The sequence below is a fragment of the Salmonella sp. 741265116_PST genome, from assembly GCF_046567715.1.
Lineage (GTDB): Bacteria > Pseudomonadota > Gammaproteobacteria > Enterobacterales > Enterobacteriaceae > Salmonella > Salmonella enterica.
In genome coordinates this window covers 1-25,085 of sequence record NZ_JBKFPH010000009.1, presented here as the reverse complement: position 1 = coordinate 25,085, position 25,085 = coordinate 1, and the positions used below count along the sequence as shown (strand labels likewise).

The following is a 25,085-nucleotide window of genomic DNA, read 5'->3' as shown; positions in this document are numbered from 1 at the left end:
TAAATTGCGGTTGTAAAAGAGTAAGAATCGCTAAATGCGCGTCTGATAAGGCCTGGAGAGGATGTCAACAATTCATAAAAAAAAATCAAAATTTGATCGAATGCTGATTTCTTCATCGAAGAGAAAGGTTGCGCCCGATGATCTAACGCAACCCTTATAGGAAAATTCTTTGATGTCAGGCTTTTTTAGCGCGGGTATGCAACATGTAGTTAACGTCTACTCCGGGACCGAGTTTGAAAGTATTGGTTATCGGGTTGTAGTGCAGCCCGGTGATATGTTGCTCTTTCAGGACGGTTTCATCTACCCAGCTTAACAGTTCAGCAGGCTTAATGAATTTCTTCACGTCGTGCGTGCCTTTTGGCACCATGCGCAGAATATACTCAGCGCCGACGACCGCCATCAGCCAGGATTTCCCATTGCGGTTCAACGTTGAGAAGAACACCTCACCGCCGGGTTTAACCAGTTGGGCGCAGGCGTGGACCACCGATTGCGGATCGGGAACATGCTCCAGCATTTCCATACAGGTGACGACGTCGTATTGCTGGGCGTGTTTTGCCGCATGTTCCTCAACCGTCTCCTGCACGTACTCTACCTCGATGCCGCTTTCCAGCGCATGCAGTTTGGCGACCTGCAAAGGCTCAAAGCCCATATCCAGCCCGGTGACGGTTGCGCCTTCGCGTGCCATACTTTCCGCCAGAATGCCGCCGCCGCAGCCGACGTCGAGTACCTTTTTACCGAACAGGCCGCCTGAGCGCTCAGTAATGTAGCCAAGGCGTAGAGGGTTGATGCGATGCAATGGCTTGAATTCGCCCTCCAGATCCCACCAGCGCGACGCGACGGCTTCGAATTTGGCAATTTCTTCATGGTCAACGTTATGGCGTTCCGGCGCTTTTTCGGCATTCATAGGGGCTTCTACTCCTTATTTAGCAAGACAAATAAGTATATCAGGCATTCCCGGCGAATAAACGGTATTGGTTTACCTCAATCAACGCGGTTGTGTTATAATTTGCGACCTTTGAATCCGGGATACAGTAGAGGGATAGCGGTTAGATGAGCGACCTTGCGAGAGAAATTACACCGGTCAACATTGAGGAAGAGCTGAAGAGCTCCTATCTGGATTATGCGATGTCGGTCATTGTTGGCCGTGCGCTGCCGGATGTCCGAGATGGCCTGAAGCCGGTACACCGTCGCGTACTTTACGCCATGAACGTATTGGGCAATGACTGGAACAAAGCCTATAAAAAATCTGCCCGTGTCGTTGGTGACGTAATCGGTAAATACCATCCCCACGGCGATTCCGCAGTGTATGACACCATCGTTCGTATGGCGCAGCCATTTTCGCTGCGTTACATGCTGGTGGATGGTCAGGGTAACTTCGGTTCTATTGACGGCGACTCCGCGGCGGCAATGCGTTATACGGAGATCCGTCTGGCGAAAATCGCCCACGAACTGATGGCCGATCTCGAAAAAGAGACGGTGGATTTCGTGGATAACTATGACGGTACGGAAAAAATTCCGGACGTCATGCCGACCAAAATTCCGAATCTGCTGGTGAACGGTTCTTCCGGTATCGCAGTTGGTATGGCGACGAATATCCCGCCGCACAACCTGACGGAAGTGATTAACGGCTGCCTGGCGTATATCGACAACGAAGACATCAGCATTGAAGGGCTGATGGAACATATTCCGGGTCCGGACTTCCCGACCGCCGCGATCATCAACGGTCGTCGTGGTATCGAAGAAGCCTACCGTACCGGTCGTGGCAAAGTGTACATCCGCGCCCGCGCGGAAGTTGAAGCTGACGCGAAAACGGGCCGTGAAACCATCATCGTCCATGAAATTCCCTATCAGGTAAACAAAGCGCGCCTGATCGAGAAAATCGCCGAGCTGGTGAAAGATAAACGCGTGGAAGGCATCAGCGCGCTGCGTGACGAATCCGACAAAGACGGGATGCGCATCGTGATTGAAGTGAAACGCGATGCGGTGGGCGAGGTGGTGCTTAATAATCTCTACTCCCAGACCCAGCTACAGGTTTCCTTCGGTATTAACATGGTGGCGCTGCATCACGGCCAGCCGAAGATCATGAACCTGAAAGACATCATTTCAGCGTTCGTGCGCCACCGCCGTGAAGTGGTGACGCGTCGTACTATTTTTGAACTGCGTAAAGCCCGTGACCGTGCGCATATCCTTGAAGCTCTGGCGATTGCGCTGGCCAACATCGACCCGATTATCGAACTGATTCGCCGCGCGCCAACGCCGGCGGAAGCGAAAGCGGCGCTGATCTCGCGTCCGTGGGATCTGGGCAACGTTGCTGCGATGCTGGAGCGCGCCGGTGATGACGCCGCGCGTCCGGAATGGCTGGAGCCAGAATTTGGCGTGCGTGACGGTCAGTACTACCTGACTGAACAGCAGGCGCAGGCGATTCTGGATCTGCGTTTGCAGAAACTGACCGGCCTGGAGCATGAAAAACTGCTCGACGAATACAAAGAGTTGCTGGAGCAGATTGCTGAACTGCTGCACATTCTGGGCTGCGCCGATCGCCTGATGGAAGTGATCCGCGAAGAGATGGAGTTAATTCGCGATCAGTTCGGCGATGAGCGTCGTACCGAAATCACCGCCAACAGCGCCGATATTAATATCGAAGATCTGATTAGCCAGGAAGATGTTGTCGTGACGCTGTCTCACCAGGGTTACGTCAAATATCAACCGCTGACGGATTACGAAGCGCAACGTCGTGGTGGGAAAGGTAAATCTGCCGCGCGTATTAAAGAAGAAGACTTTATCGACCGCCTGCTGGTGGCCAACACCCATGACACCATCCTCTGCTTCTCCAGCCGGGGCCGTCTGTACTGGATGAAGGTTTATCAGTTGCCGGAAGCCAGCCGTGGCGCGCGCGGTCGTCCGATCGTTAACCTGCTGCCGCTGGAAGCCAACGAACGTATCACCGCAATTCTGCCGGTTCGTGAGTACGAAGAAGGCGTCAACGTCTTCATGGCGACCGCCAGCGGTACCGTGAAGAAAACGGCGCTGACCGAATTCAGCCGTCCGCGTTCCGCCGGTATTATCGCGGTGAACCTCAACGACGGCGACGAGCTGATTGGCGTTGACCTGACTTCTGGTTCTGACGAAGTCATGCTGTTCTCGGCCGCGGGTAAAGTGGTGCGCTTCAAAGAAGACGCCGTCCGTGCGATGGGGCGTACCGCGACCGGTGTGCGCGGTATTAAGCTGGCGGGAGACGATAAAGTCGTCTCTCTGATCATCCCACGCGGCGAAGGCGCTATTCTGACCGTAACGCAAAACGGCTACGGGAAGCGTACCGCAGCGGACGAGTACCCGACCAAGTCTCGCGCGACGCAGGGCGTTATCTCTATCAAAGTGACCGAGCGCAACGGTTCCGTTGTCGGTGCGGTACAGGTAGACGATTGCGACCAGATCATGATGATCACGGATGCCGGTACTCTGGTGCGTACCCGAGTGTCCGAGATCAGCGTAGTGGGACGTAATACCCAGGGCGTTATCCTTATCCGCACGGCGGAAGATGAAAACGTGGTGGGTCTGCAACGCGTTGCTGAACCGGTAGATGACGAAGAACTCGACGCTATCGATGGCAGCGTGGCGGAAGGGGATGAGGATATCGCCCCGGAAGCGGAAAGCGATGACGACGTTGCGGATGACGCTGACGAGTAATGTTATTGCTGTGCGAGGGCCGGATATCCGGCCCTTTTTCTTTGCCGTTGCGGGCTACGTCATTTACCGCTACCTTAGTCACATTCTATTTACATCCTGAGGCGGAGCTTCGCCCCTTTGAAATACCTTGCTTCCTTTCGAACTACGCTGAAAGTCTCGCGCTACTTATTCAGAGCGTTAGCGTTACTCATTTGGCTCTTAATCGCCTTTGTTTCGGTGTTTTACATCGTCAATGCCCTGCACCAGCGGGAGTCTGAAATTCGTCAGGAGTTCAACCTTAGCTCCGATCAGGCGCAGCGTTTTATCCAGCGCACGTCGGATGTGATGAAAGAGCTCAAATATATTGCCGAGAACCGTTTAACGGCGGAAAACGGCGTCATGTCGTCGCGTGCGCGTGATGACAAAATGGTGGTGCCGGACTTTGAACCGCTATTCGCCGACTCAGACTGTGCGGCGATGGGCTCCGCCTGGCGCGGATCGCTGGAGTCGCTGGCCTGGTTTATGCGTTACTGGCGCGACAACTTTTCAGCGGCGTATGATCTTAACCGCGTTTTCCTGATTGGCAGCGATAACCTCTGTATGGCGAATTTCGGCCTGCGTGAAATGCCCGTGGAGCGCGATGATGCGTTAAAAGCGTTACATGAGCGGATTATGAAATACCGCAACGCGCCGCAGGAAGAAAGTGGGAATAACCTTTTCTGGATAAGCCAGGGCGCGCGTCAGGGCGTGGGCTATTTTTATGCGCTGACGCCGGTGTATCTGGCCAACCGTCTGCAGGCGCTGCTGGGCGTCGAGCAGCCCATCCGCATGGAAAATTTTTTCACGCCCGGCAGTTTGCCGATGGGCGTCACCATTATTGATGAGAACGGCCATTCGCTGATTTCGTTGACCGGTCCTGACGGCATTATTAAAGCGGAGCCGCGCTGGATGCAGGAGCGCTCCTGGTTTGGTTATACGCCAGGTTTTCGCGAACTGGTACTCAAAAAAAGCCTGCCGCCATCCTCGCTCAGTATTGTCTATTCTGTGCCTGTAGATTTAGTCCTGGAGCGTATTCGTATTCTTATCCTGAACGCTATCCTGCTGAACGTGCTGGTGGGCGCAGGGCTGTTTACGCTTGCGCGGATGTATGAGCGGCGAATTTTCATTCCGGCGGAGAGCGATGCTCAGCGCCTGGAAGAGCATGAACAGTTCAACCGTAAAATCGTCGCCTCCGCGCCGGTGGGGATCTGTATTCTGCGCACTATTGATGGTGTCAATATTCTGAGTAACGAACTGGCGCACACCTACCTGAACATGCTCACGCATGAAGACAGACAGCGCCTGACGCAAATCATTTGCGGCCAGCAGGTCAACTTTGTTGATGTATTGACCAGTAATAATACCAATTTGCAAATTAGCTTCGTACATTCCCGCTATCGCAATGAAAACGTCGCGATTTGCGTGTTGGTAGATGTGAGTACGCGCGTCAAAATGGAAGAGTCGCTGCAGGAGATGGCGCAGGCGGCGGAGCAGGCAAGCCAGTCTAAATCCATGTTCCTTGCAACGGTCAGCCATGAATTGCGCACACCGCTGTACGGTATCATCGGCAATCTCGATCTGCTGCAAACCAAAGAGTTGCCAAAAGGCGTGGATCGTCTGGTCACGGCGATGAATAACTCCTCCAGTCTGTTGCTGAAAATTATCAGCGACATTCTCGACTTCTCGAAAATTGAGTCGGAACAGCTAAAGATTGAGCCGCGCGAATTTTCACCGCGAGAGGTGATGAATCATATCACCGCCAATTATCTGCCGCTGGTGGTGCGTAAGCAGCTCGGCCTGTATTGTTTTATTGAGCCTGACGTGCCGGTATCGCTGAACGGCGACCCGATGCGTTTACAGCAGGTCATTTCAAACCTGTTGAGCAACGCCATTAAGTTTACCGATATTGGCTGCATCGTGCTGCATGTGCGCTGTGATGGGGATTATCTCAGCATTCGCGTGCGGGATACCGGGGTTGGTATTCCGACAAAAGAGGTGGTTCGCCTGTTCGATCCCTTCTTCCAGGTGGGAACCGGCGTACAGCGTAACTTTCAGGGGACCGGTCTGGGGCTGGCGATTTGCGAAAAATTGATCAGCATGATGGACGGCGATATTTCCGTCGATTCGGAGCCTGGCATGGGAAGCCAGTTTACGCTGCGCATCCCGCTTTATGGCGCGCAATACCCTGTGAAAAAAGGCGTGGAAGGACTCGCCGGAACCTGCTGTTGGCTGGCGGTGCGCAATACTTCTTTGTGCCAGTTTATTGAGACCAGTCTGGCGCGTAGCGGCGTTCATACGCAGCGTTATGAAGGGCAAGAACCCGCCGCGGACGATATTTTGATTGTCGATGACGCGCTGGAGCATACCTGGCAGGGGAGGGCGGCGGTCGTCTTTTGCCGCCGTCATATCGGGATTCCGTTGGAAAGAGCGTCGGGCGAGTGGGTGCATAGTGTGGCGTCGGTGCATGAGTTGCCCGCGCTGTTGGCGCGTATCTATAGTATTGAGCTGGATAGTGAAGCGCTTTCCAGCGCATTGCCGACGACGGATAAAACCGCAGATTCAAATGACGACATGATGATTCTGGTCGTTGACGATCATCCGATCAATCGCCGTTTGCTGGCCGATCAACTGGGATCGCTGGGGTATCAGTGTAAGACAGCCAATGATGGCGTGGACGCTCTGAATGTGCTGAGTAAAAATGCTATCGATATTGTTCTGAGCGATGTGAACATGCCGAATATGGACGGCTACCGCCTGACGCAGCGTATCCGTCAGCTTGGGCTGACGCTGCCGGTCGTCGGCGTGACGGCGAACGCGCTGGCGGAAGAGAAACAACGCTGCCTGGAGTCCGGTATGGACAGCTGTTTGTCGAAGCCTGTGACGCTGGATGTGTTGAAACAGACGCTGGCGGTGTATGCCGAACGGGTACGTAAAACGCGGGCATAAAAAATGCCGGATGGCGGCGTCGCCTGATCCGGCCTGCAAAAGATGAGTCGACTGGTAGGCCTGATAAGCGTAGCGCCATCAGGCTGGGTAACGTAAAAGCGATTTATTCTTTGTCTGTCGGACTCAGGGTGACGGAAGAGAGATAGTTGAGCAGCGCGATATCATTCTCTACGCCCAGTTTCATCATCGCCGATTTCTTCTGGCTGCTGATGGTCTTAATGCTGCGGTTGAGCTTTTTGGCGATTTCGGTGACCAGGAAACCCTCGGCGAACAGGCGTAACACTTCGCTCTCTTTTGGCGACAGGCGCTTATCGCCGTAACCGCCTGCGCTGATTTTCTCCAGCAGGCGAGAAACGCTTTCTGGGGTGAATTTTTTGCCTTTTTGCAGCGCGGCCAGCGCCTTAGGCAGATCGGTTGGCGCACCCTGCTTGAGTACGATCCCTTCAATATCAAGATCCAACACGGCGCTCAGGATCGCCGGATTGTTGTTCATGGTCAGAACGATAATAGACAGGCTCGGAAAATGACGCTTGATGTACTTGATCAAGGTGATCCCATCGCCGTATTTATCTCCCGGCATGGAGAGGTCAGTGATCAACACATGCGCATCTAATTTCGGCAGGTTGTTGATCAATGCTGTGGAATCTTCAAATTCGCCGACAACATTCACCCACTCGATTTGTTCAAGTGATTTGCGAATACCGAACAGTACAATCGGGTGGTCATCGGCAATAATTACGTTCATATTGTTCATGTATTGGGCTACCTTGCTACAGCAAGCTTTTGACGTAGGCGTCAATGTCGCTGATATATTTTTCTATACCTGGAGCATCTTTCTCACGAATCAGATGTTCCAGCGTTTCACATAACTGCTTGCCGGGTACCAGATTAAGCATGGCAAACACCCCTTTCAGGCGGTGGGCCGTTTGGGCCAGCGCAGCGAAATCGCTGGTTGCCGCCTCAGTATACAACCTCTTAACATCATCCGGTACTGTGTCTACAAATAGCGCATAATAGCCGCTGGCATGAAGCTCGGCATTTTCATCTCCGCCGAGCGGGGAGGCGGGAATCTCTTCCTGCGCCAGTTGCTCTTCGATAAGTTGTAGTACAGCTTCCTGCATAGCATTGCTCATATTAAAGTTGACGCGCAACTGACCCGGGCCAATTTTCCGCACGCCTGACTCATCATCGCTTAAAAGCAAGCCCGAGGCAGTAAGATTAGACGGATTATCCGTTAAAAAGAGATCATATTCTTGACTTATCTGCCTTTCATCCGGCGTGATGCAGGTGGCGCCCCAGTTTTCTAACTGACGCAGCACAATCGCGCGAACCTCGTTGGACGTCACATCGACCATCACGCTCACGTCGTCCAGCAGGCGCTCTTCGACCTGAGTATGCTGATCGTGAGGAAGCATTTTGACATGAACGGTATAGCGCGTGCCCAGCGTTTCCCGTGCTTTAATGTTGAGATGACCGCCCAGTTTGCGCGCCAGTTGATTGCACAGCCAGAAGGTGAGCGGATTCGCTTTGCCGTAACGGTCGCCCTGCGTTTCATTCATATACGGGAAATGCAGATTATCAATCTCGTTTAACGTTACGCCTTCGCCCGTATCCAGAATACGGAAAGTCAGACGCTCCGCGATAGATTCATCCTGCTCGACTTCAAGCGTAATTTTACCCATAGCGGTCGTTGTGACGGCATACTGAATCAACAGTAGCAAAATCCGGCGTAGGGCGTCGCGATCGCCCCAGCGTTCATCGTTGCCGCTAAGATGGTTATTAATCAGCAGTTGCAGCCCTTTACGTTTAATGGCGGGCAGCACTTCCGGCACGACTTCGTCAATAAGATCCTGCAGGGAGAACAGCGTTGCTTCGCTCTTCCATGCGTCATTTTCCAGCATATTCGCCAGTTGGATTTCATCGATCATACGTACCAATACATCCGCCTGATCCGCCAGTTTCAGACTTTCCGGCATGGTGACTGCCGCGGCGTTAACCGCCAGTTGGCGTACGGGTTCTTTAAGCGTGTTGCTGATATTTTGCATAAAGGCGGCGCGGCCCTGCTGATTCTTCTCATACAAACGCTGCGCCTGTTTAAGCTTCTTATTCACCAGCACTTCCCGGTCCTGATCGCGAATAATAAAGATCTGCGTGCGGGGGGCGATCTGGCTGCGAAACAGACGGATCTCATACAGTTCGTTATTAATTGTCGCCTGAATCACGCCCTGATGCTGTTCCGCCATGCTGGTAATATTTTGCAGGTTAAGATGCGGCAACAGATGATCGGCGATTTTATTGCTGATCACGGTGCGGTTTCCTTCCTGATCGTAGACCAGCAGACCCAGCGGCAGCAGAGAAACGATCTCTTCATTAATGGCGCGTAAGACGCGAAGCTCGTTATTCGCCGCGTTGCCGGATGTCGATTCCGTCGTCCGTCCCGGCTGATGACGGAACGTGGCGTAGCCAAATAACGCCAACGCCAGCAGCCCGATGTTCAGCAGTAAAGGCAGCAGAATATTTTGCAACGTATCAAGCAAAAGCGTACCGAACGGTACCTGCCAGATCAGGCGCATTCCGGTAGAGTTAAGCGCTGAGGAGATCTCAATTTTTGAACCGTTAAAGCTAATCGTGACGCTATCAGGCGCTTCCTTTTCACTGCTTCGCCCCGTCGCCTGGGTTGCGTCAGGCTCTATCCGAAAACTGTCCAGCGGCATTCCCGGCGGGATTAAATCATTAATGGGCAGATCAAACGCCACCACGGTCGCCAGATGTCCTGGCTGATTGAAGGTCGTGCGCAGCGTAAAATAGTGACCGTTTTGCCAGGCCAGTTTTCGCAATGAGGAGAAACTTTCGCGCTCATCCAGCGCATTCGCCTGCTGCAACATCTCTGCCCGGCGGGAATCGACGATATTGCCAATAGTGGACTCTTTAAAGCCGGAAGAGAGATCTTTCAACGGTAGGGTAGAGATAAGAATCAGGCTGTTATCCTGTCCGTTGAGGTAATACATTGACCACGGCACGTTTTCCGCGCCCCACAGCGTATCCAGATAGGTTGACATACGCTGCGTCATTTCCAGCGTGGCGCTGTCATGGGAACCGAAAATCAGCGCTTCAGTTTTACGTCGCGGCTTTTCAAGATAATACACATCCTGCTTCAGACGCGTTTCCTGAAGTCCTTCACCTGTCGATGGCGTAGTGGTCGCGGCGATGTTGTCATAAATTTGCCAGGTAACATACCGCCAGGTATCAACGCGTTTATGAATAGCGTGGGTGATATCGACAATTTGATAGCTTTTGTCTTTCAACCAGGCGTTGACGGCGCTCTGTACCATAACGCCCATCGTTACCAGCAGCACAATGATCAGCAATAAGAAGAAACGGGTAATGCTTCCCGGTAGAAGGGAGAATCGGGTAGAGACCGTTGTGTCAGACTGACTCATTTATGTTTACGACCTGTAAAAGCAACGCTGAAGGTGAAGGGCAGTATAAAGGGTAATGAATGAATTTCCAGACTCTTACGTCATGCCGGGCAACTTAACACGCGCTCCGTCGGCGGGACGGGAAAAGCGTACAACCTTCGCAAAACGATACAAATATAAAGACTACTTATAAATGTTTAGCACTAAATATCAAGAAATTATTTGCTAATGTCTTACGAACGGTCGAGCAGGGGAGTGTAGTGAATAACCGTGATAGTTTTAGGCAGGTAGCATAAATCAGCCGGGTGTGTCTGAAAAAGGGTAAAAAAAACCGAATGCGAAGCATCCGGTTGAAATAGGGGTAAACAGACATTCAGAAGTGAATGACGGTAATAAATAAAGTTAATGATGATAGCGGTCACTATTTTAGTTGCGAATGAAGATTCTGTTTTATCATTCAGTGCTATGAATTTCATCAATTTAACCCATTGATTTTAAAAGTCTCGTGAATATATTTTGTCTATTTGTGCTTATTTTTACTTGATTTTTGCTTTAAAAAAGTTCCGTAAAATTCATATTTTGAAACATCTATGTAGATAACTGTAACATCTTAAAAGTTTTAGTATCATATTCGTGTTGGATTATTCTGTATTTTTGCGGAGAATGGACTTGCCGACTGGTTAATGAGGGTTAACCAGTAAGCAGTGGCATAAAAAAGCAATAAAGGCATATAACAGAGGGTTAATAACATGAAAGTTAAAGTACTGTCCCTCCTGGTACCAGCTCTGCTGGTGGCGGGCGCAGCGAATGCGGCTGAAATTTATAATAAAGACGGCAACAAATTAGACCTGTTTGGTAAAGTTGATGGCCTGCACTACTTCTCTGACGACAAAGGCAGCGACGGCGACCAGACCTACATGCGTATCGGCTTCAAAGGCGAAACGCAGGTTAACGATCAGCTGACCGGTTATGGCCAGTGGGAATATCAGATTCAGGGCAACCAGACTGAAGGCAGCAACGACTCCTGGACGCGTGTGGCGTTTGCGGGTCTGAAATTCGCTGACGCAGGTTCCTTCGATTATGGTCGTAACTACGGCGTAACCTATGACGTGACCTCCTGGACCGACGTTCTGCCGGAGTTCGGCGGCGACACCTACGGCGCTGACAACTTTATGCAGCAGCGTGGTAATGGCTATGCTACCTACCGTAACACCGACTTCTTCGGCCTGGTGGATGGTCTGGACTTCGCGTTGCAGTATCAGGGCAAAAACGGCAGCGTGAGCGGTGAAAACACCAACGGTCGCAGCCTGCTGAACCAGAACGGCGACGGTTACGGCGGATCGCTGACTTATGCAATCGGCGAAGGCTTCTCTGTCGGTGGCGCTATCACCACGTCTAAACGTACTGCCGATCAGAACAACACCGCTAACGCTCGCCTGTATGGTAACGGCGATCGCGCCACGGTTTACACCGGCGGCCTGAAATACGATGCGAACAACATCTATCTGGCAGCGCAGTATTCTCAGACCTATAACGCAACCCGTTTTGGTACCTCTAACGGTAGCAACCCGTCCACCTCTTATGGTTTTGCCAACAAAGCGCAGAACTTTGAAGTGGTTGCTCAGTACCAGTTCGACTTTGGTCTGCGTCCGTCTGTGGCTTACCTGCAGTCTAAAGGTAAGGACATCAGCAACGGCTACGGCGCCAGCTATGGCGACCAGGACATCGTAAAATATGTTGATGTCGGCGCGACTTACTACTTCAACAAAAACATGTCCACCTATGTTGATTACAAAATCAACCTGCTGGATAAAAACGACTTTACCCGCGATGCGGGCATCAACACCGACGACATCGTAGCGCTGGGTCTGGTTTACCAGTTCTAATCAGCAAAAGATGTTGCTAAAGGGCCTGCGGGCCCTTTTTTCATGCCTTATTCCGGCGTACAAATACGACGTTTTGATATACGCTTGCGTCCATTCGAATGAGGATAAACAGCGATGAAAATGACTTTTTGCCGGGCCGTGTGTCTGGCGGCGGCTTTTTTACTTATGGGCTGCGATGAGGCTCCCGAAACGACAACAGCGTCACCTGCCGCTCAGGTGCTGGAAGGTAAAACGATGGGGACCCTCTGGCGGGTGAGCGTGGTTGGTATCGATGCGAAACGCGCCGCAGAGTTACAGACTAAAATCCAGACTCAGCTTGATGCTGATGATTGGTTGCTTTCTACCTATAAAAATGACTCCGCGCTGATGCGTTTTAACCATTCACGCAGCCTTGCGCCCTGGCCGGTCAGCGAAGCCATGGCGGATATCGTGACCTCGGCGCTACGTATTGGCGCGAAGACGGATGGCGCGATGGATATCACCGTGGGCCCGCTGGTCAATCTGTGGGGGTTTGGACCGGATCGGCAGCCGCTGCATATCCCAACACCAGCACAAATCGATGCGGCAAAAGCGAAAACAGGCCTACAACATTTGCAGGTTATCGACAGGGCTGGACATCAGTTTTTGCAAAAAGATCTGCCGGATCTTTATGTTGATCTCTCCACGGTCGGGGAGGGCTATGCGGCGGATCATCTGGCGCGTCTGATGGAGCAGGAGGGCATTGCGCGTTATCTGGTCTCGGTGGGCGGCGCATTAAGCAGTCGCGGGATGAATGCGCAAGGGCTGCCGTGGCGCGTCGCGATTCAGAAGCCGACCGACCGGGAAAACGCGGTGCAGGCGATTGTGGATATCAACGGGCATGGCATCAGCACCTCCGGCAGCTACCGTAACTATTATGAGCTGGATGGCAAGCGCGTATCGCACGTTATCGATCCGCAAACGGGGCGCCCCATTGAACACAACCTGGTATCGGTTACGGTCATCGCGCCAACGGCGCTGGAAGCGGACGGCTGGGACACCGGCCTGATGGTGCTTGGTACGCAAAAGGCGCAAGAGGTCGTGCGGCGGGAAGGGCTGGCGGTCTTTATGATCATGAAAGAAGGTGAAGGCTTTAAAACCTGGATGTCGCCACAGTTCAAAACGTTCCTGGTGAGCGATAAGAATTAAAACGCAAGATTACGGGTTTTTGTGGGCGGATTTACGGACACACTGCATGTAAGCAAGCACTATGCTTAATGAAGGAGTCTATGATGAAAAAAGCGTTACTTACCGATGATGAATGCTGGCTGCGGGTGCAGGCGCGCGATGCCAGCGCGGATGGGCGTTTCGTTTTTGCGGTGCGAACCACCGGCGTTTTTTGCCGCCCTTCTTGTCACTCGAAGCGGGCGTTACGTAAAAATGTTCGCTTTTTTGCCAACGCGCAGCAGGCGCTGGACGCCGGTTTTCGCCCCTGCAAGCGCTGTCAGCCGGATAATGCGCGCGCGCAGCAACGGCGGTTGGATAAGATTGCCTGCGCCTGCCGTTTACTTGAGCAGGAGACGCCGGTAACGCTGGCGTCTCTGGCGCAGGCGGTGGCGATGAGCCCGTTTCATCTGCACCGTTTGTTTAAAGCGAGCACCGGTATGACGCCGAAAGGGTGGCAGCAGGCGTGGCGCGCCCGGCGGCTGCGTGAGGCGTTGGCGAAAGGAGAGCCGATCACGGCGGCTATTTACCGCGCCGGCTTCCCGGATAGCAGTAGCTACTACCGTCATGCCGACCAGACGCTGGGCATGACGGCAAAACAGTTTCGCAAAGGCGGCGATAATGTCTCCGTTCGCTATGCGCTGACGGACTGGGTTTACGGACGGTGCCTGGTGGCGGAGAGCGAGCGGGGGATTTGCGCGATTCTCCCCGGTGATAGCGACGACGCGCTACTGGCTGAATTACACACCCTTTTCCCGACGGCCCGCCACGCACCTGCTGACGCGCCTTTTCAGCAACGGGTGCGGCAGGTTGTCGCGGCTATCAACACACGCGATGTGCTGCTCTCGTTGCCGCTGGATATCCAGGGAACCGCGTTTCAACAGCAGGTCTGGCAGGCGTTATGCGCAATTCCCTGCGGCGAAACCGTAAGCTATCAACAGCTTGCCGCGACTATCGGCAAACCCACGGCAGTACGCGCGGTCGCCAGCGCGTGCGGCGCGAATAAACTGGCGATGGTGATCCCGTGTCATCGGGTTGTGCGTCGTAATGGCGCGCTCTCCGGTTATCGTTGGGGCGTGCGTCGAAAAGCGCAGCTATTAAAGCGAGAAGCGCAAAAAGAGGAGTAGCAATGCTGGATCTATTTGCTGATGAAGCGCCCTGGCAAGAGCCCCTGGCGCCTGGCGCGGTGGTGTTGCGCCGCTTTGCGTTTCGCGCGGCGCAGTCGCTATTAGACGATATCGGGTTTGTCGCCAGTCAGTCACCGTTTCGTCAGATGGTGACGCCGGGCGGCTACACCATGTCGGTGGCGATGACCAACTGCGGCGCGTTAGGGTGGACCACCGATCGTCACGGTTATTGTTATGCCGTGTGCGATCCGTTGACCGGTAAACCCTGGCCTGCGCTGCCGTTATCGTTTGCCAGCGTATGTCGTCAGGCGGCAATCGCGGCAGGGTATGCGAGCTTCCAACCGGACGCCTGCCTGATCAATCGCTACGCGCCCGGCGCAAAACTGTCGCTGCATCAGGATAAAGACGAGCCGGATCTGCGCGCGCCTATCGTCTCAGTTTCGTTGGGGGTGCCGGCGGTTTTTCAGTTTGGCGGCCTGCGTCGCAGCGATCCGCTCCAGCGGATCTTACTGGAGCATGGCGATATCGTGGTCTGGGGCGGCGAGTCCCGCCTGTTTTATCATGGTATCCAGCCGCTTAAAGCGGGCTTTCATCCCATGACCGGTGAATTTCGTTACAATCTCACCTTCCGTCAGGCGGCTGAAAAAGAATAAAAATAAGAATTATTATTGCTGTGCAGGTGGAGTTAGTTAAACTGCAGGCTGTTATTATCGGTCCGGGTTGTATGCATGGAACTTCTTATTCTTGTCTGGCGGCAGTACCGCTGGCCATTTATTAGCGTGATGGCGCTGAGCCTCGCCAGCGCGGCGCTGGGGATTGGCTTGATCGCGTTTATCAATCAGCGCCTGATTGAAACGGTGGATACCACCGTCATGGTGCTGCCGGAATTTCTCGGTCTGCTCCTGTTACTAATGGTCGTCACATTAGGTTCCCAACTGGCGCTCACCACTCTGGGACACCATTTCGTTTACCGCCTGCGCAGCGAATTTATCAAGCGCATTCTGGATACGCACGTTGAACGCATTGAGCAACTGGGCAGCGCCTCTTTACTGGCCGGTCTGACCAGCGATATCCGCAATATTACTATCGCCTTTGTGCGTCTGCCTGAGCTGGTACAGGGCATTATCCTCACCGTCGGCTCGGCGGCGTATCTGGCGATGCTATCGACAAAAATGCTGCTGGTTACGGCTATCTGGATGGCGGTCACTATCTGGGGCGGATTTGTGCTGGTGGCGCGGGTTTACCAGCATATGGCGACCCTGCGCGAGACCGAAGATAAGCTGTACAACGACTATCAGACGGTGCTGGAAGGACGCAAAGAGCTGACGCTAAACCGCGAGCGTGCGGAGCAGATTTTTCAGCAATGCTATATCCCGGACGCCAAAGAGTACCGTCATCACATTATCCGTGCCGATACTTTTCACCTGAGCGCCGTCAACTGGTCGAATATCATGATGCTGGGAGCGATAGGCCTGGTCTTCTGGATGGCGAATAGTCTCGGCTGGGCGGATACTAACGTCGCGGCGACCTATTCACTGACGTTGCTGTTCCTGCGCACGCCGCTGCTGTCTGCGGTGGGGGCGTTGCCAACGCTACTGACCGCCCAGGTGGCGTTTAATAAACTGAATAAATTCGCGCTCGCCCCGTATAAGCCTGATTTTCCGCAGCCGAAAGCCTTTCCGGACTGGAAGACGCTGGAGCTGCGCAACGTGGTTTTTCACTATCAGGATAACGCGTTTTCCGTGGGGCCCATCAACCTGACGATTCGCCGCGGCGAACTGCTGTTTTTAATTGGCGGCAACGGTAGCGGGAAATCGACGCTGGCCATGTTATTGACCGGTTTATACCAGCCGCAATCGGGAACGATTTTACTTGATGGTCAACCCATTGCCGCCGGACAGCCGGAAGATTATCGCAAACTGTTTTCTGCGGTGTTCACCGATGTGTGGTTATTCGACCGCCTGCTGGGGCCGCAGGGGAAACCCGCCAATCCTGCGCTGGTCGAAAAGTGGCTTGAGCACCTGAAAATGACGCACAAGCTGGAGCTAAACGACGGGCGCATTTTGAATCTTAAACTGTCGAAAGGGCAAAAAAAGCGCATTGCGCTGCTGCTGGCGCTGGCGGAAGAGCGCGATATTATTTTGCTGGATGAGTGGGCCGCCGACCAGGACCCGCATTTCCGCCGGGAGTTTTATCAGGTACTGTTGCCGTTAATGCAGGAAATGGGCAAAACCATTTTCGCTATCAGCCATGATGATCACTATTTTATTCACGCCGATCGTCTGCTTGAAATGCGCAACGGACAGCTAACCGAACTCACCGGCGACGAACGTGACGCCGCCTCGCGTGATGCGGTCGCGCGTACTGCGTAATGCGACTATTGTGCCGGATAAGGCGCTATCCGGCATGGTTAATATGTTGACGCCTGGTCGAGTTATTTTTCTGGGGCGGGTGAGGGGACTTCTGCTGTCGCCGCGTTTTTCCGCCTGACAATGCGCGGAAGCAGCAGCATAGCGATAACCCCCGCGACGACGCCGATCGCCAGATTTGCCGTATAGACCGTTGCCGCCACGGTAATCAGCATTACCAGTGTTTCTGCGACTGGCAAACGCGCCAGCGTGGCGGGTCGAATGCTGTGCCAGCTAAAGGTTTTCACTGCCACAATCGCCATAATACCTGCCAGCACCGCCATCGGGATCTTCGCCATCACCTCGCTGAGCGCCGTGACCAGCAGTAACAACACTATGCCGGCGGCCAGCGTCGAGACGCGACTGCGGCCTTTCCCCATTTCAACGTTGACAATGGTCTGGCCAATCATCGCACAACCGGCAATACCGCCGTAAAAACCGGCCAGGATATTCGCGATACCCAGCCCGGCGCTTTCTCGTTTTTTATTCGATGGCGTCGCCGTCAGATCGTCCACCAGTTTCGCTGTCAGCAGCGACTCCATCAGGCCGACAAAGGCGATGCTTAACGCACAGGGCCAGATAATCGCCAGCGTGTGCCAGTTAAGCGGGACGGTCAGTAGCGTCAGACCTGGCAGTCCGCTACTCATGGGACCCTCATCGCCGACGGTAGGCAGCAGTTGCCCGGTTGTAGCGGTAAACACGGTCAGCAGAACGATGGCAATTAACGGCGCGGGAATGCTTTTAATCACGCGCGGCGCCCACAATACAATCAGCAGCGTCAGGACAAACAGTCCCCAGATTAACGGACTTTTACTCCAGAAGTGCGGCACCTGCGCAAAGAAAATCAAAATGCCGAGCGCGTTAACAAATCCGGTCATCACGGCGGTAGGAATAAAGCGCATCAGCCTCGCCATTCCCAGCACGCCGAACAGGATCTGAATAACGCCGGCCAGCACTACCGCTGGCAAAATATACTGTACGCCATGCTGGCTGACCATGGGACCGATGACCAGCGCGACGGAACCTGCCGCCGCCGTGACCATTGCCGGACGGCCGCCTAACACGGACATCGCCAGACACAGCACCACGGAAGCGATCAGGCTGACTTTAGGGTCAACGCCCGCAATAACTGAAAAGGAGATCACTTCCGGGATCAGCGCCAGCGCGGTAATTACGCCAGCCAGCGTTTCGCGAACCAACAGGCGCGGAGAACGTATTACACGGCTAACGGCATATTCCGTAGCGGTAGTCGAGGGGGAAGACGTTGCAGACATAAACACTCTCAGGTCAAATCAGGCCTGATTACAGCAGACCGACAGGCGTCCGTGCGGCGAATAGTAAAGCGCCGCATAGTACCTGTCCCACGAGCGGGTTTCCAGAAGTGTTTTACGCATCACCCGATAAAAAGAAACCCGCATCGTGGCATCGACTGTGGGGCAGATGTCCGATAAGGGAAAGTTATCGCGCTACGGCGTTCTGTACGTTAGCGTCCGCTTTCCAGATGCGGTATTTCACGTCCACATTCGCCGGGGTATACACCACGATCGGCAGCTTGCTGTTGTAGCGCAGCATCCCGTCTTCACCCAGCCAGGCGGTGACGAATTTTTGCTCTTTTTTACCTTCAGGGCAGGCCATCATGGTTGATACCGGAGAGGTGACGTTATCAAAGACGTAATAGTTATAGCCCCAGCCTTCCAGCGTTTTTGTTTCCAGCGTGCCGCCGAGGCGATGCTGGTTACAATCCACATTCAGCGTTTGACCAATCAACAGTTCCACTTTGAGGGTAGATTCATCCTGCTGAGGGGTAAGGGTTATCACTTGCCGCTTCATTCCTTTTTCCGCCTGCGGATAGGGGGCGATTTTTTCCAGCGGCTGGGCGGTATCACCATTGTTAGCCCAGGCAGAGGCGCTGGCGAGGGCGGCGAAGACGACGGCAGGGACAAACATCTTCATTTGATTGTTCACAGTATTTCCTTTCTGCTGTTTTCAGTATGCACGGACAACAGATTAACACATTCATATTATCTATTAATCTGTATTTACTCATATTTTTAAGATTATTAATAAAATAGTGTCTTTTTATATAGTGGAATATTCTGATATTGATAATGTAAATGAAATTATCAGCTATTAGTGGTTTTCGTTATATAAATAGCTATATAACTCATTGAAATGTGAGAAAAAGCACGTTTACGAGTCTTTACCCGGCACTCTTTTGATCCGGCAACAGCATTTACCTCTATCGGGGTATGCATCTCTTACACATCCTGAAATATCTTATTTACAAAAATAACTACTCATAAATTGTACGGTTTTTATTGGTATTCACTCCCTATGGAAGCGTGTTGTTATGGAAGGGCAATATCATGGTTGATTTATCCCGTCGAAGCATGTTGACCGGCAGTTGGCGCAACGCCAGCAATGGGATTCTTCCGCCGTGGGCCAGAGAAACAACCTATTTTCTCGCACATTGTCTGCGTTGCGACGCCTGCATCCAGGCGTGTGAGGCCGACATCCTGCAGCGAGGGACGGGGGGATATCCGAGCGTAGATTTCAAACGGGGCGAGTGCAGCTTTTGTTATGCCTGTGCGCAGGCCTGTACCGAATCGCTTTTTCTCCCGCGTCACACCAGGGCCTGGGATCTGGTTTTTACGCTCACGGAAAACTGCCTCGCCAGGCAATCGGTTGAATGCCATCGTTGCCAGGACAGTTGTGAACCTATGGCCATTACCTTTCGTCCCACGTTATCCGGCATTTACCAGCCGCAGCTTGACCCGCAGACCTGTAACGGATGCGGGGCGTGTGTGGCTATCTGTCCCGTGTCAGCCATCAAAGCGGAGAACCACCATGCGCACTAACTGGCAGGTCTGTAGCCTGGTTGTGCAGGCCAAAAGTCAGAACATCGCTGCCATTGGCACACAGTTGAACACGTTGCCGGGTTGCGAAGTCGCGTTAAGCGACGTTGAAAGCGGGCAACTGATCGTGGTGGCGGAAGCAGATCAGAGTGAAACGCTGATGCAAACAATTGAGTCAGTACGCAATGTCGAGGGCGTACTGGCGGTGTCGCTGGTTTATCACCAGCAGGATGAGCAAGGTGAGGAAACACCATGAAACTCAGTCGTCGTAGCTTTATGAAAGCTAACGCCGTTGCGGCCGCTGCGGCGGCTGCCGGTCTGAGCGTGCCGGGCGTCGCCCGCGCCGTTGTCGGGCAGCAGGAAGCCATCAAATGGGATAAAGCGCCGTGCCGTTTTTGCGGAACGGGTTGCGGTGTGTTAGTGGGCACGCAGCAGGGCCGTGTGGTCGCCTGCCAGGGCGACCCCGACGCGCCGGTCAACCGTGGTCTGAACTGCATTAAAGGCTACTTCCTGCCCAAAATCATGTACGGCAAAGATCGTCTGACGCAGCCGATGCTGCGCATGAAAGACGGCAGCTATCACAAAGACGGCGAGTTTACGCCGGTGAGCTGGGAACAGGCCTTCGATGTGATGGAAGAGAAGTTTAAAACCTCCCTGAAAGAGAAAGGACCAGAAGCGATCGGCATGTTTGGATCGGGTCAATGGACCATCTGGGAAGGCTATGCCGCCGCGAAACTGTTCAAGGCTGGTTTCCGCTCTAACAACATTGACCCGAACGCGCGTCACTGCATGGCCTCGGCGGTGGTGGGCTTTATGCGCACCTTTGGCATGGATGAACCGATGGGCTGCTACGACGATATTGAGCAGGCCGATGCGTTTGTGCTGTGGGGTTCCAACATGGCGGAGATGCACCCGATTTTATGGTCGCGCATCACTAACCGCCGTTTGTCCGACCCGAACGTGAAGGTTGCCGTCCTCTCCACCTTCCAGCACCGCAGCTTTGAACTGGCGGACAACGGTATTATCTTTACCCCGCAAAGCGATCTGGTGATCCTTAACTATATCGCGAATTACATTATTCAGAACAACGCGGTAAATCAGGATTTCTTCACAAAGCATGTGAACCTGCGTAAAGGGGCGACGGATATCGGCTACGGCTTACGCCCGACGCACCCGCTGGAAAAAGCGGCGAAGAATCCGGGCTCCGACGCTTCCGAGCCGATGAGCTTCGACGAGTATAAAGCCTTCGTGGCGGAATATACGCTGGACAAGACCGCTGAAATGACCGGCGTGCCGAAAGATCAGCTGGAGCAGTTGGCGCAGCTCTACGCCGATCCGAATAAGCGCGTGATCTCTTACTGGACGATGGGTTTTAACCAGCATACCCGCGGCGTGTGGGCGAATAACCTGGTTTACAACCTGCATCTGCTGACCGGAAAAATCTCCCAGCCTGGCTGCGGTCCTTTCTCGCTGACCGGCCAGCCTTCCGCCTGCGGTACGGCGCGTGAAGTGGGAACCTTCTCACACCGTCTGCCCGCAGACATGGTCGTGACGAACGAAAAACACCGTGATATCTGCGAAAAACACTGGCAGATCCCCGCTGGCACTATCCCGGCAAAAGTGGGTTTACATGCGGTGGCGCAGGATCGCGCGTTGAAAGACGGCAAGCTGAACGTCTACTGGGTAATGTGTAATAACAATATGCAGGCCGGGCCGAACATCAATGAAGATCGGATGCCGGGCTGGCGCGATCCGCGTAACTTTATCATTGTCTCCGATCCTTACCCGACGGTGAGCGCGCTGTCTGCGGATCTGATCCTGCCGACCGCCATGTGGGTTGAGAAAGAAGGCGCTTACGGCAACGCCGAACGCCGCACGCAGTTCTGGCGTCAGCAAATTAAAGCGCCGGGCGAAGCTAAATCCGACCTCTGGCAACTGGTGCAGTTCTCCCGTCGTTTTAAAACCGAGGAGGTCTGGCCGGAGGCGTTGCTGGCCCAGAAGCCGGAGCTGCGCGGTAAAACGCTGTATGACGTTCTGTTCGCCACGCCGGCGGTCAGCAAATTCCCGCTGAGCGAGCTGAAAGAGGATCAGTTAAACGATGAGTCTCGTGAGCTGGACTTCTATCTGCAAAAAGGACTGTTTGAAGAATACGCCTGGTTTGGACGTGGCCACGGGCACGATCTGGCGCCGTTCGACGATTACCACAACGCGCGCGGTCTGCGCTGGCCGGTCGTCGAAGGCAAAGAGACGCAATGGCGTTACAGCGAAGGCAACGACCCGTATGTAAAAGCGGGGGAAGGGTACAAATTCTACGGTAAACCGGATGGCAAAGCGGTGATCTTCGCGCTGCCATTTGAACCTGCGGCGGAGTCGCCGGACAACGAGTACGATCTGTGGCTTTCCACCGGTCGCGTGCTGGAACACTGGCATACCGGCAGTATGACGCGCCGCGTGCCTGAATTGCATCGCGCCTTCCCGGAAGCGGTGGTCTTTATTCACCCGCTGGATGCGAAAGCGCGCGATCTGCGTCGTGGGGATAAGGTTAAAGTGTCGTCCCGCCGCGGCGAAGTGATTTCGATTGTCGAAACACGTGGACGTAACCGTCCGCCGCAGGGACTGGTGTATATGCCGTTCTTCGATGCCGCTCAGCTAGTGAACAACCTGACGCTGGATGCGACGGACCCGCTCTCTAAAGAGACGGACTTCAAGAAGTGCGCCGTTAAGCTGGCGAAGGTGTAACGCGTTATGTCCCGTACAGCGAAACCCCAAAATGGCCGCCGCCGCTTTCTGCGTGATGTTGTGCGCACAGCGGGCGGGCTGGCGGCGGTTGGCGTAGCGCTGGGCTTGCAACAGCAAACCGCGCGCGCAACGGGCGTGCGGCTGCGTCCGCCTGGCGCGCTGAATGAAAATGTCTTCGCCAGCGCCTGTGTGCGCTGCGGGCAGTGCGTTCAGGCGTGTCCATACGACACGCTAAAACTGGCGACGCTGGCCTCCGGGCTATCGGCAGGCACGCCCTATTTCGTCGCTCGCGACATCCCCTGCGAAATGTGTGAAGACATTCCGTGCGCCAAAGTCTGCCCCAGCGGGGCGCTGAATAAAGATATCGCCTCCATTGATGACTCGCGCATGGGGCTGGCGGTGCTGCTGGATCAGGAAAACTGCCTCAACTTTCAGGGGCTGCGCTGCGACGTTTGTTACCGCGAATGCCCGAAAATCGATGAGGCCATCACGCTGGAGCTGGATCGCAACATGCGCACCGGCAAACATGCGCGCTTTCTGCCCACCGTACACAGCGACGCCTGTACCGGCTGCGGCAAATGCGAAAAAGTCTGTGTACTGGAGCAACCAGCGATAAAAGTGTTGCCGTTGTCATTGGCGAAAGGGGAGTTAGGACACCATTACCGCTTCGGCTGGCTGGAGGGGAAAGATGGCAAATCGTAAACGCGACGCCGGGCGAGAAGCGCGGGCGAAAAAAGGCTGGTGGCGTAGCCACCGTTGGCTGGTGTTACGCCGTATCAGCCAGTTTATGGTGCTGGGGATGTTTCTCAGCGGCCCGTGGCTGGGCTTTTGGGTTTTGCATGGCAACTACAGCAGTAGTTTGCTGTTCGATACCCTCCCGTTGACCGATCCGCTGATTACCCTGGAAAGTCTCGCCAGTGGACATCTTCCCGCTACCGTGGCGCTGACGGGAGCAGTGATTATCGCTGTGCTGTATGCGCTGGCGGGAAAGCGATTATTTTGCAGTTGGGTTTGCCCGCTAAACCCCGTTACCGATTTGGCTAACTGGATGCGCAGGAAATTTGACCTGAACCAGTCTGCGACGATTCCACGCCATATACGGTACGTCCTTCTGGTGGTGGTGTTAATCGGTTCGGCGTTGACCGGCACGCTGCTGTGGGAATGGATTAATCCCGTGTCGCTGTTAGGCCGTAGTCTGATTATGGGATTTAGTAGCGGCGCGTTGCTGATTATTGCTTTGTTTTTATTTGATTTATTAGTCGTTGAGCACGGTTGGTGCGGTCATATTTGCCCGATGGGCGCGTTGTATGGCGTGCTGGGCAGTAAAGGCGTAGTGACCGTGACGGCCAAAAAACGTGAGAAATGTAATCGCTGTATGGATTGTTTTCATGTTTGCCCGGAACCGCATGTGCTACGTGCGCCGGTGCTGGATGAGCAAAGCCCGGCGCAGGTCACTCACCGCGACTGCATGACCTGCGGTCGCTGCGTGGATGTCTGTTCTGAGGATGTTTTTACAATAACGATACACAACATCATTCGGGATGCATCGCGGCGGTAAGCGAGGAAATCCCCAGGAGCATAGATAACGATGTGACTGGGATTTTGGAGCGCAGCCAACAAAGAGGCAGCTCGAAGGATGAAGTGTAAATGCGATGGAGTTCGGGAGCGAAACAATGAAAAGCCATGACCTGATGAAAGCGCTGTGTCAATGGATGGCCACGCTTGCCCTGGTGGTAAGTGGTGCGGTTTGGGCGGCAAACGGAGTGAATCTGAGCCAGTCGCCGGAAGTATCCGGGACGCAGGAAGGGGCGATTCGTATGCCGAAAGAGCAGGAACGTATGCCGCTAAATTACGTCAACCAGCCGCCGATGATCCCGCACAGCGTCGAGGGCTACCAGGTGACGACCAATACCAACCGCTGTCTGCAATGCCACGGCGTGGAAAGTTATCGTACGACGGGCGCGCCGCGTATCAGTCCGACGCACTTTATGGACAGCGACGGTAAAGTGTCGGGCAACGTCGCGCCGCGTCGTTATTTCTGCCTGCAGTGCCACGTACCGCAGTCTGATACCGCGCCGATTATCGACAATACCTTTACCCCCTCGCAAGGTTACGGGAAATAAGAGGTCATTATGGAAAATTCTAACCGTAAACCCGGCTGGATAAAGCGCGTCTGGCGATGGTGGCGCAGCCCCAGCCGCCTGGCGTTGGGGACGCTGCTGTTAATCGGTTTTATCGGCGGCATCATCTTCTGGGGCGGCTTCAATACCGGGATGGAAAAGGCTAACACCGAAGAGTTTTGTATTAGCTGCCATGAAATGCGCAACACGGTGTATGAGGAGTATATGGAAACCGTCCACTACAACAACCGTAGTGGCGTTCGCGCCACCTGTCCTGACTGCCATGTGCCGCATGAGTGGGGGCCGAAGATGATCCGTAAGATCAAAGCCAGTAAAGAGCTGTATGCGAAGGTATTTGGGCTGATAGATACACCGCAGAAATTTGAAGCTCATCGCCTGACAATGGCACAAAATGAGTGGCGGCGCATGAAAGACAACAACTCGCAGGAATGCCGTAACTGCCACAATTTCGACTTTATGGATCTGACCGCGCAAAAAGGCGTCGCGGCGAAAATGCACGATCAGGCGGTAAAAGATGGACAGACCTGTATCGATTGCCACAAAGGGATCGCGCATAAACTGCCGGATATGCGTGATGTTAAACCAGGTTTCTGACAGGACGTTGATGAGTGGGAATGCTTGAAGCCAGAGATCTGTACTGCGAGCGGGACGAGAGGACGCTGTTTCGCGGGCTGTCG

19 protein-coding genes and 1 pseudogene are annotated in these 25,085 nt (G+C 53.9%); 15 read left to right on the top strand and 5 right to left on the bottom strand.

Translation table 11 applies throughout. From position 1 onward, the window contains the following. Positions 1-175: 175 nt before the first annotated feature. Positions 176-904 carry a bifunctional 2-polyprenyl-6-hydroxyphenol methylase/3-demethylubiquinol 3-O-methyltransferase UbiG gene (gene ubiG, locus ACLD11_RS08355; RefSeq protein WP_411011476.1) on the bottom strand — a complete coding sequence of 243 codons (729 nt, stop codon included), beginning with the start codon at positions 902-904 and terminating at the stop codon, positions 176-178. A gap of 146 nt (positions 905-1,050) precedes the next feature. Here ubiG and gyrA point away from each other — a divergent pair, with 146 nt between their 5' ends. Further along, on the top strand, positions 1,051-3,687 hold the full coding sequence (gene gyrA, locus ACLD11_RS08350; RefSeq protein WP_208284982.1) for a DNA topoisomerase (ATP-hydrolyzing) subunit A: 2,637 nt from the start codon (positions 1,051-1,053) through the stop codon (positions 3,685-3,687). A gap of 117 nt (positions 3,688-3,804) precedes the next feature. Further along, positions 3,805-6,651: a two-component system sensor histidine kinase RcsC gene (gene rcsC, locus ACLD11_RS08345; RefSeq protein WP_411011475.1), complete on the top strand. Its 2,847-nt coding sequence runs from the start codon at positions 3,805-3,807 to the stop codon at positions 6,649-6,651. Between the two features lie 103 nt (positions 6,652-6,754). On the opposite strand, the gene rcsB is transcribed toward rcsC, so the two are convergent. Both rcsB and rcsD read right to left on the bottom strand, forming a co-directional pair. Continuing rightward, positions 6,755-7,405: a response regulator transcription factor RcsB gene (gene rcsB / locus ACLD11_RS08340; protein ID WP_001061919.1), complete on the bottom strand. Its 651-nt coding sequence runs from the start codon at positions 7,403-7,405 to the stop codon at positions 6,755-6,757. Between the two features lie 16 nt (positions 7,406-7,421). Next, positions 7,422-10,091 (bottom strand): phosphotransferase RcsD, encoded by a 2,670-nt coding sequence (gene rcsD, locus ACLD11_RS08335; RefSeq protein WP_411014780.1) that lies wholly within the window; start codon positions 10,089-10,091, stop codon positions 7,422-7,424. 728 nt (positions 10,092-10,819) lie between these two features. Between rcsD and ACLD11_RS08330 the strand changes: the two genes are divergently transcribed. From ACLD11_RS08330 to ACLD11_RS08310, 5 genes are all read left to right on the top strand, one after another. Further along, the gene (locus ACLD11_RS08330; RefSeq protein WP_000865526.1) at positions 10,820-11,956 is read left to right on the top strand and encodes a porin OmpC; all 1,137 of its coding nucleotides are present in this window, start codon (positions 10,820-10,822) and stop codon (positions 11,954-11,956) included. Between the two features lie 114 nt (positions 11,957-12,070). Further along, positions 12,071-13,123 carry an FAD:protein FMN transferase ApbE gene (gene apbE, locus ACLD11_RS08325; protein WP_000784304.1) on the top strand — a complete coding sequence of 351 codons (1,053 nt, stop codon included), beginning with the start codon at positions 12,071-12,073 and terminating at the stop codon, positions 13,121-13,123. A gap of 80 nt (positions 13,124-13,203) precedes the next feature. Continuing rightward, on the top strand, positions 13,204-14,265 hold the full coding sequence (gene ada, locus ACLD11_RS08320) for a bifunctional DNA-binding transcriptional regulator/O6-methylguanine-DNA methyltransferase Ada (RefSeq protein ID WP_411014779.1): 1,062 nt from the start codon (positions 13,204-13,206) through the stop codon (positions 14,263-14,265). Positions 14,266-14,267: 2 nt separating this feature from the next. Further along, positions 14,268-14,918 (top strand): DNA oxidative demethylase AlkB, encoded by a 651-nt coding sequence (gene alkB / locus ACLD11_RS08315; RefSeq protein ID WP_411014778.1) that lies wholly within the window; start codon positions 14,268-14,270, stop codon positions 14,916-14,918. Positions 14,919-14,993: 75 nt separating this feature from the next. Then, a complete protein-coding gene (locus ACLD11_RS08310) occupies positions 14,994-16,637 on the top strand; it encodes a multidrug ABC transporter permease/ATP-binding protein (RefSeq protein ID WP_411014777.1) in 1,644 nt (547 codons plus the stop codon). Positions 16,638-16,699: 62 nt separating this feature from the next. On the opposite strand, the gene ACLD11_RS08305 is transcribed toward ACLD11_RS08310, so the two are convergent. Both ACLD11_RS08305 and eco read right to left on the bottom strand, forming a co-directional pair. After that, on the bottom strand, positions 16,700-17,947 hold the full coding sequence (locus tag ACLD11_RS08305) for a SulP family inorganic anion transporter (protein ID WP_108638497.1): 1,248 nt from the start codon (positions 17,945-17,947) through the stop codon (positions 16,700-16,702). Between the two features lie 184 nt (positions 17,948-18,131). Continuing rightward, complete coding sequence (gene eco, locus ACLD11_RS08300; protein WP_411014797.1) at positions 18,132-18,626, bottom strand: serine protease inhibitor ecotin; 495 nt, start codon at positions 18,624-18,626, stop codon at positions 18,132-18,134. 413 nt (positions 18,627-19,039) lie between these two features. Between eco and napF the strand changes: the two genes are divergently transcribed. The 8 genes and pseudogenes from napF to ACLD11_RS08260 form a co-directional block, all read left to right on the top strand. Continuing rightward, entirely contained in the window at positions 19,040-19,531 is a 492-nt protein-coding gene (gene napF / locus ACLD11_RS08295; protein ID WP_108638496.1) for a ferredoxin-type protein NapF, read from the top strand. Further along, complete coding sequence (gene napD / locus ACLD11_RS08290; RefSeq protein WP_001260058.1) at positions 19,521-19,784, top strand: chaperone NapD; 264 nt, start codon at positions 19,521-19,523, stop codon at positions 19,782-19,784. The genes napF and napD overlap by 11 nt, the downstream gene beginning before the upstream one ends. After that, positions 19,781-22,267, top strand: coding sequence for a nitrate reductase catalytic subunit NapA (gene napA, locus ACLD11_RS08285; RefSeq protein WP_411014776.1), 2,487 nt, complete (start codon positions 19,781-19,783; stop codon positions 22,265-22,267). Before napD ends, napA begins: the two co-directional genes overlap by 4 nt. Positions 22,268-22,273: 6 nt before the next feature. Further along, on the top strand, positions 22,274-22,969 hold the full coding sequence (napG, locus tag ACLD11_RS08280; RefSeq protein WP_000091679.1) for a ferredoxin-type protein NapG: 696 nt from the start codon (positions 22,274-22,276) through the stop codon (positions 22,967-22,969). After that, positions 22,956-23,825 carry a quinol dehydrogenase ferredoxin subunit NapH gene (gene napH / locus ACLD11_RS08275; RefSeq protein ID WP_000013528.1) on the top strand — a complete coding sequence of 290 codons (870 nt, stop codon included), beginning with the start codon at positions 22,956-22,958 and terminating at the stop codon, positions 23,823-23,825. The genes napG and napH overlap by 14 nt, the downstream gene beginning before the upstream one ends. A gap of 115 nt (positions 23,826-23,940) precedes the next feature. After that, a complete protein-coding gene (gene napB, locus ACLD11_RS08270; RefSeq protein ID WP_183058774.1) occupies positions 23,941-24,390 on the top strand; it encodes a nitrate reductase cytochrome c-type subunit in 450 nt (149 codons plus the stop codon). A 9-nt stretch (positions 24,391-24,399) separates the two neighbouring features. Beyond that, positions 24,400-25,002: a cytochrome c-type protein NapC gene (gene napC, locus ACLD11_RS08265; protein ID WP_000431778.1), complete on the top strand. Its 603-nt coding sequence runs from the start codon at positions 24,400-24,402 to the stop codon at positions 25,000-25,002. A 20-nt stretch (positions 25,003-25,022) separates the two neighbouring features. Continuing rightward, positions 25,023-25,085: pseudogene (locus ACLD11_RS08260) on the top strand (heme ABC transporter ATP-binding protein CcmA); the annotation flags it as partial.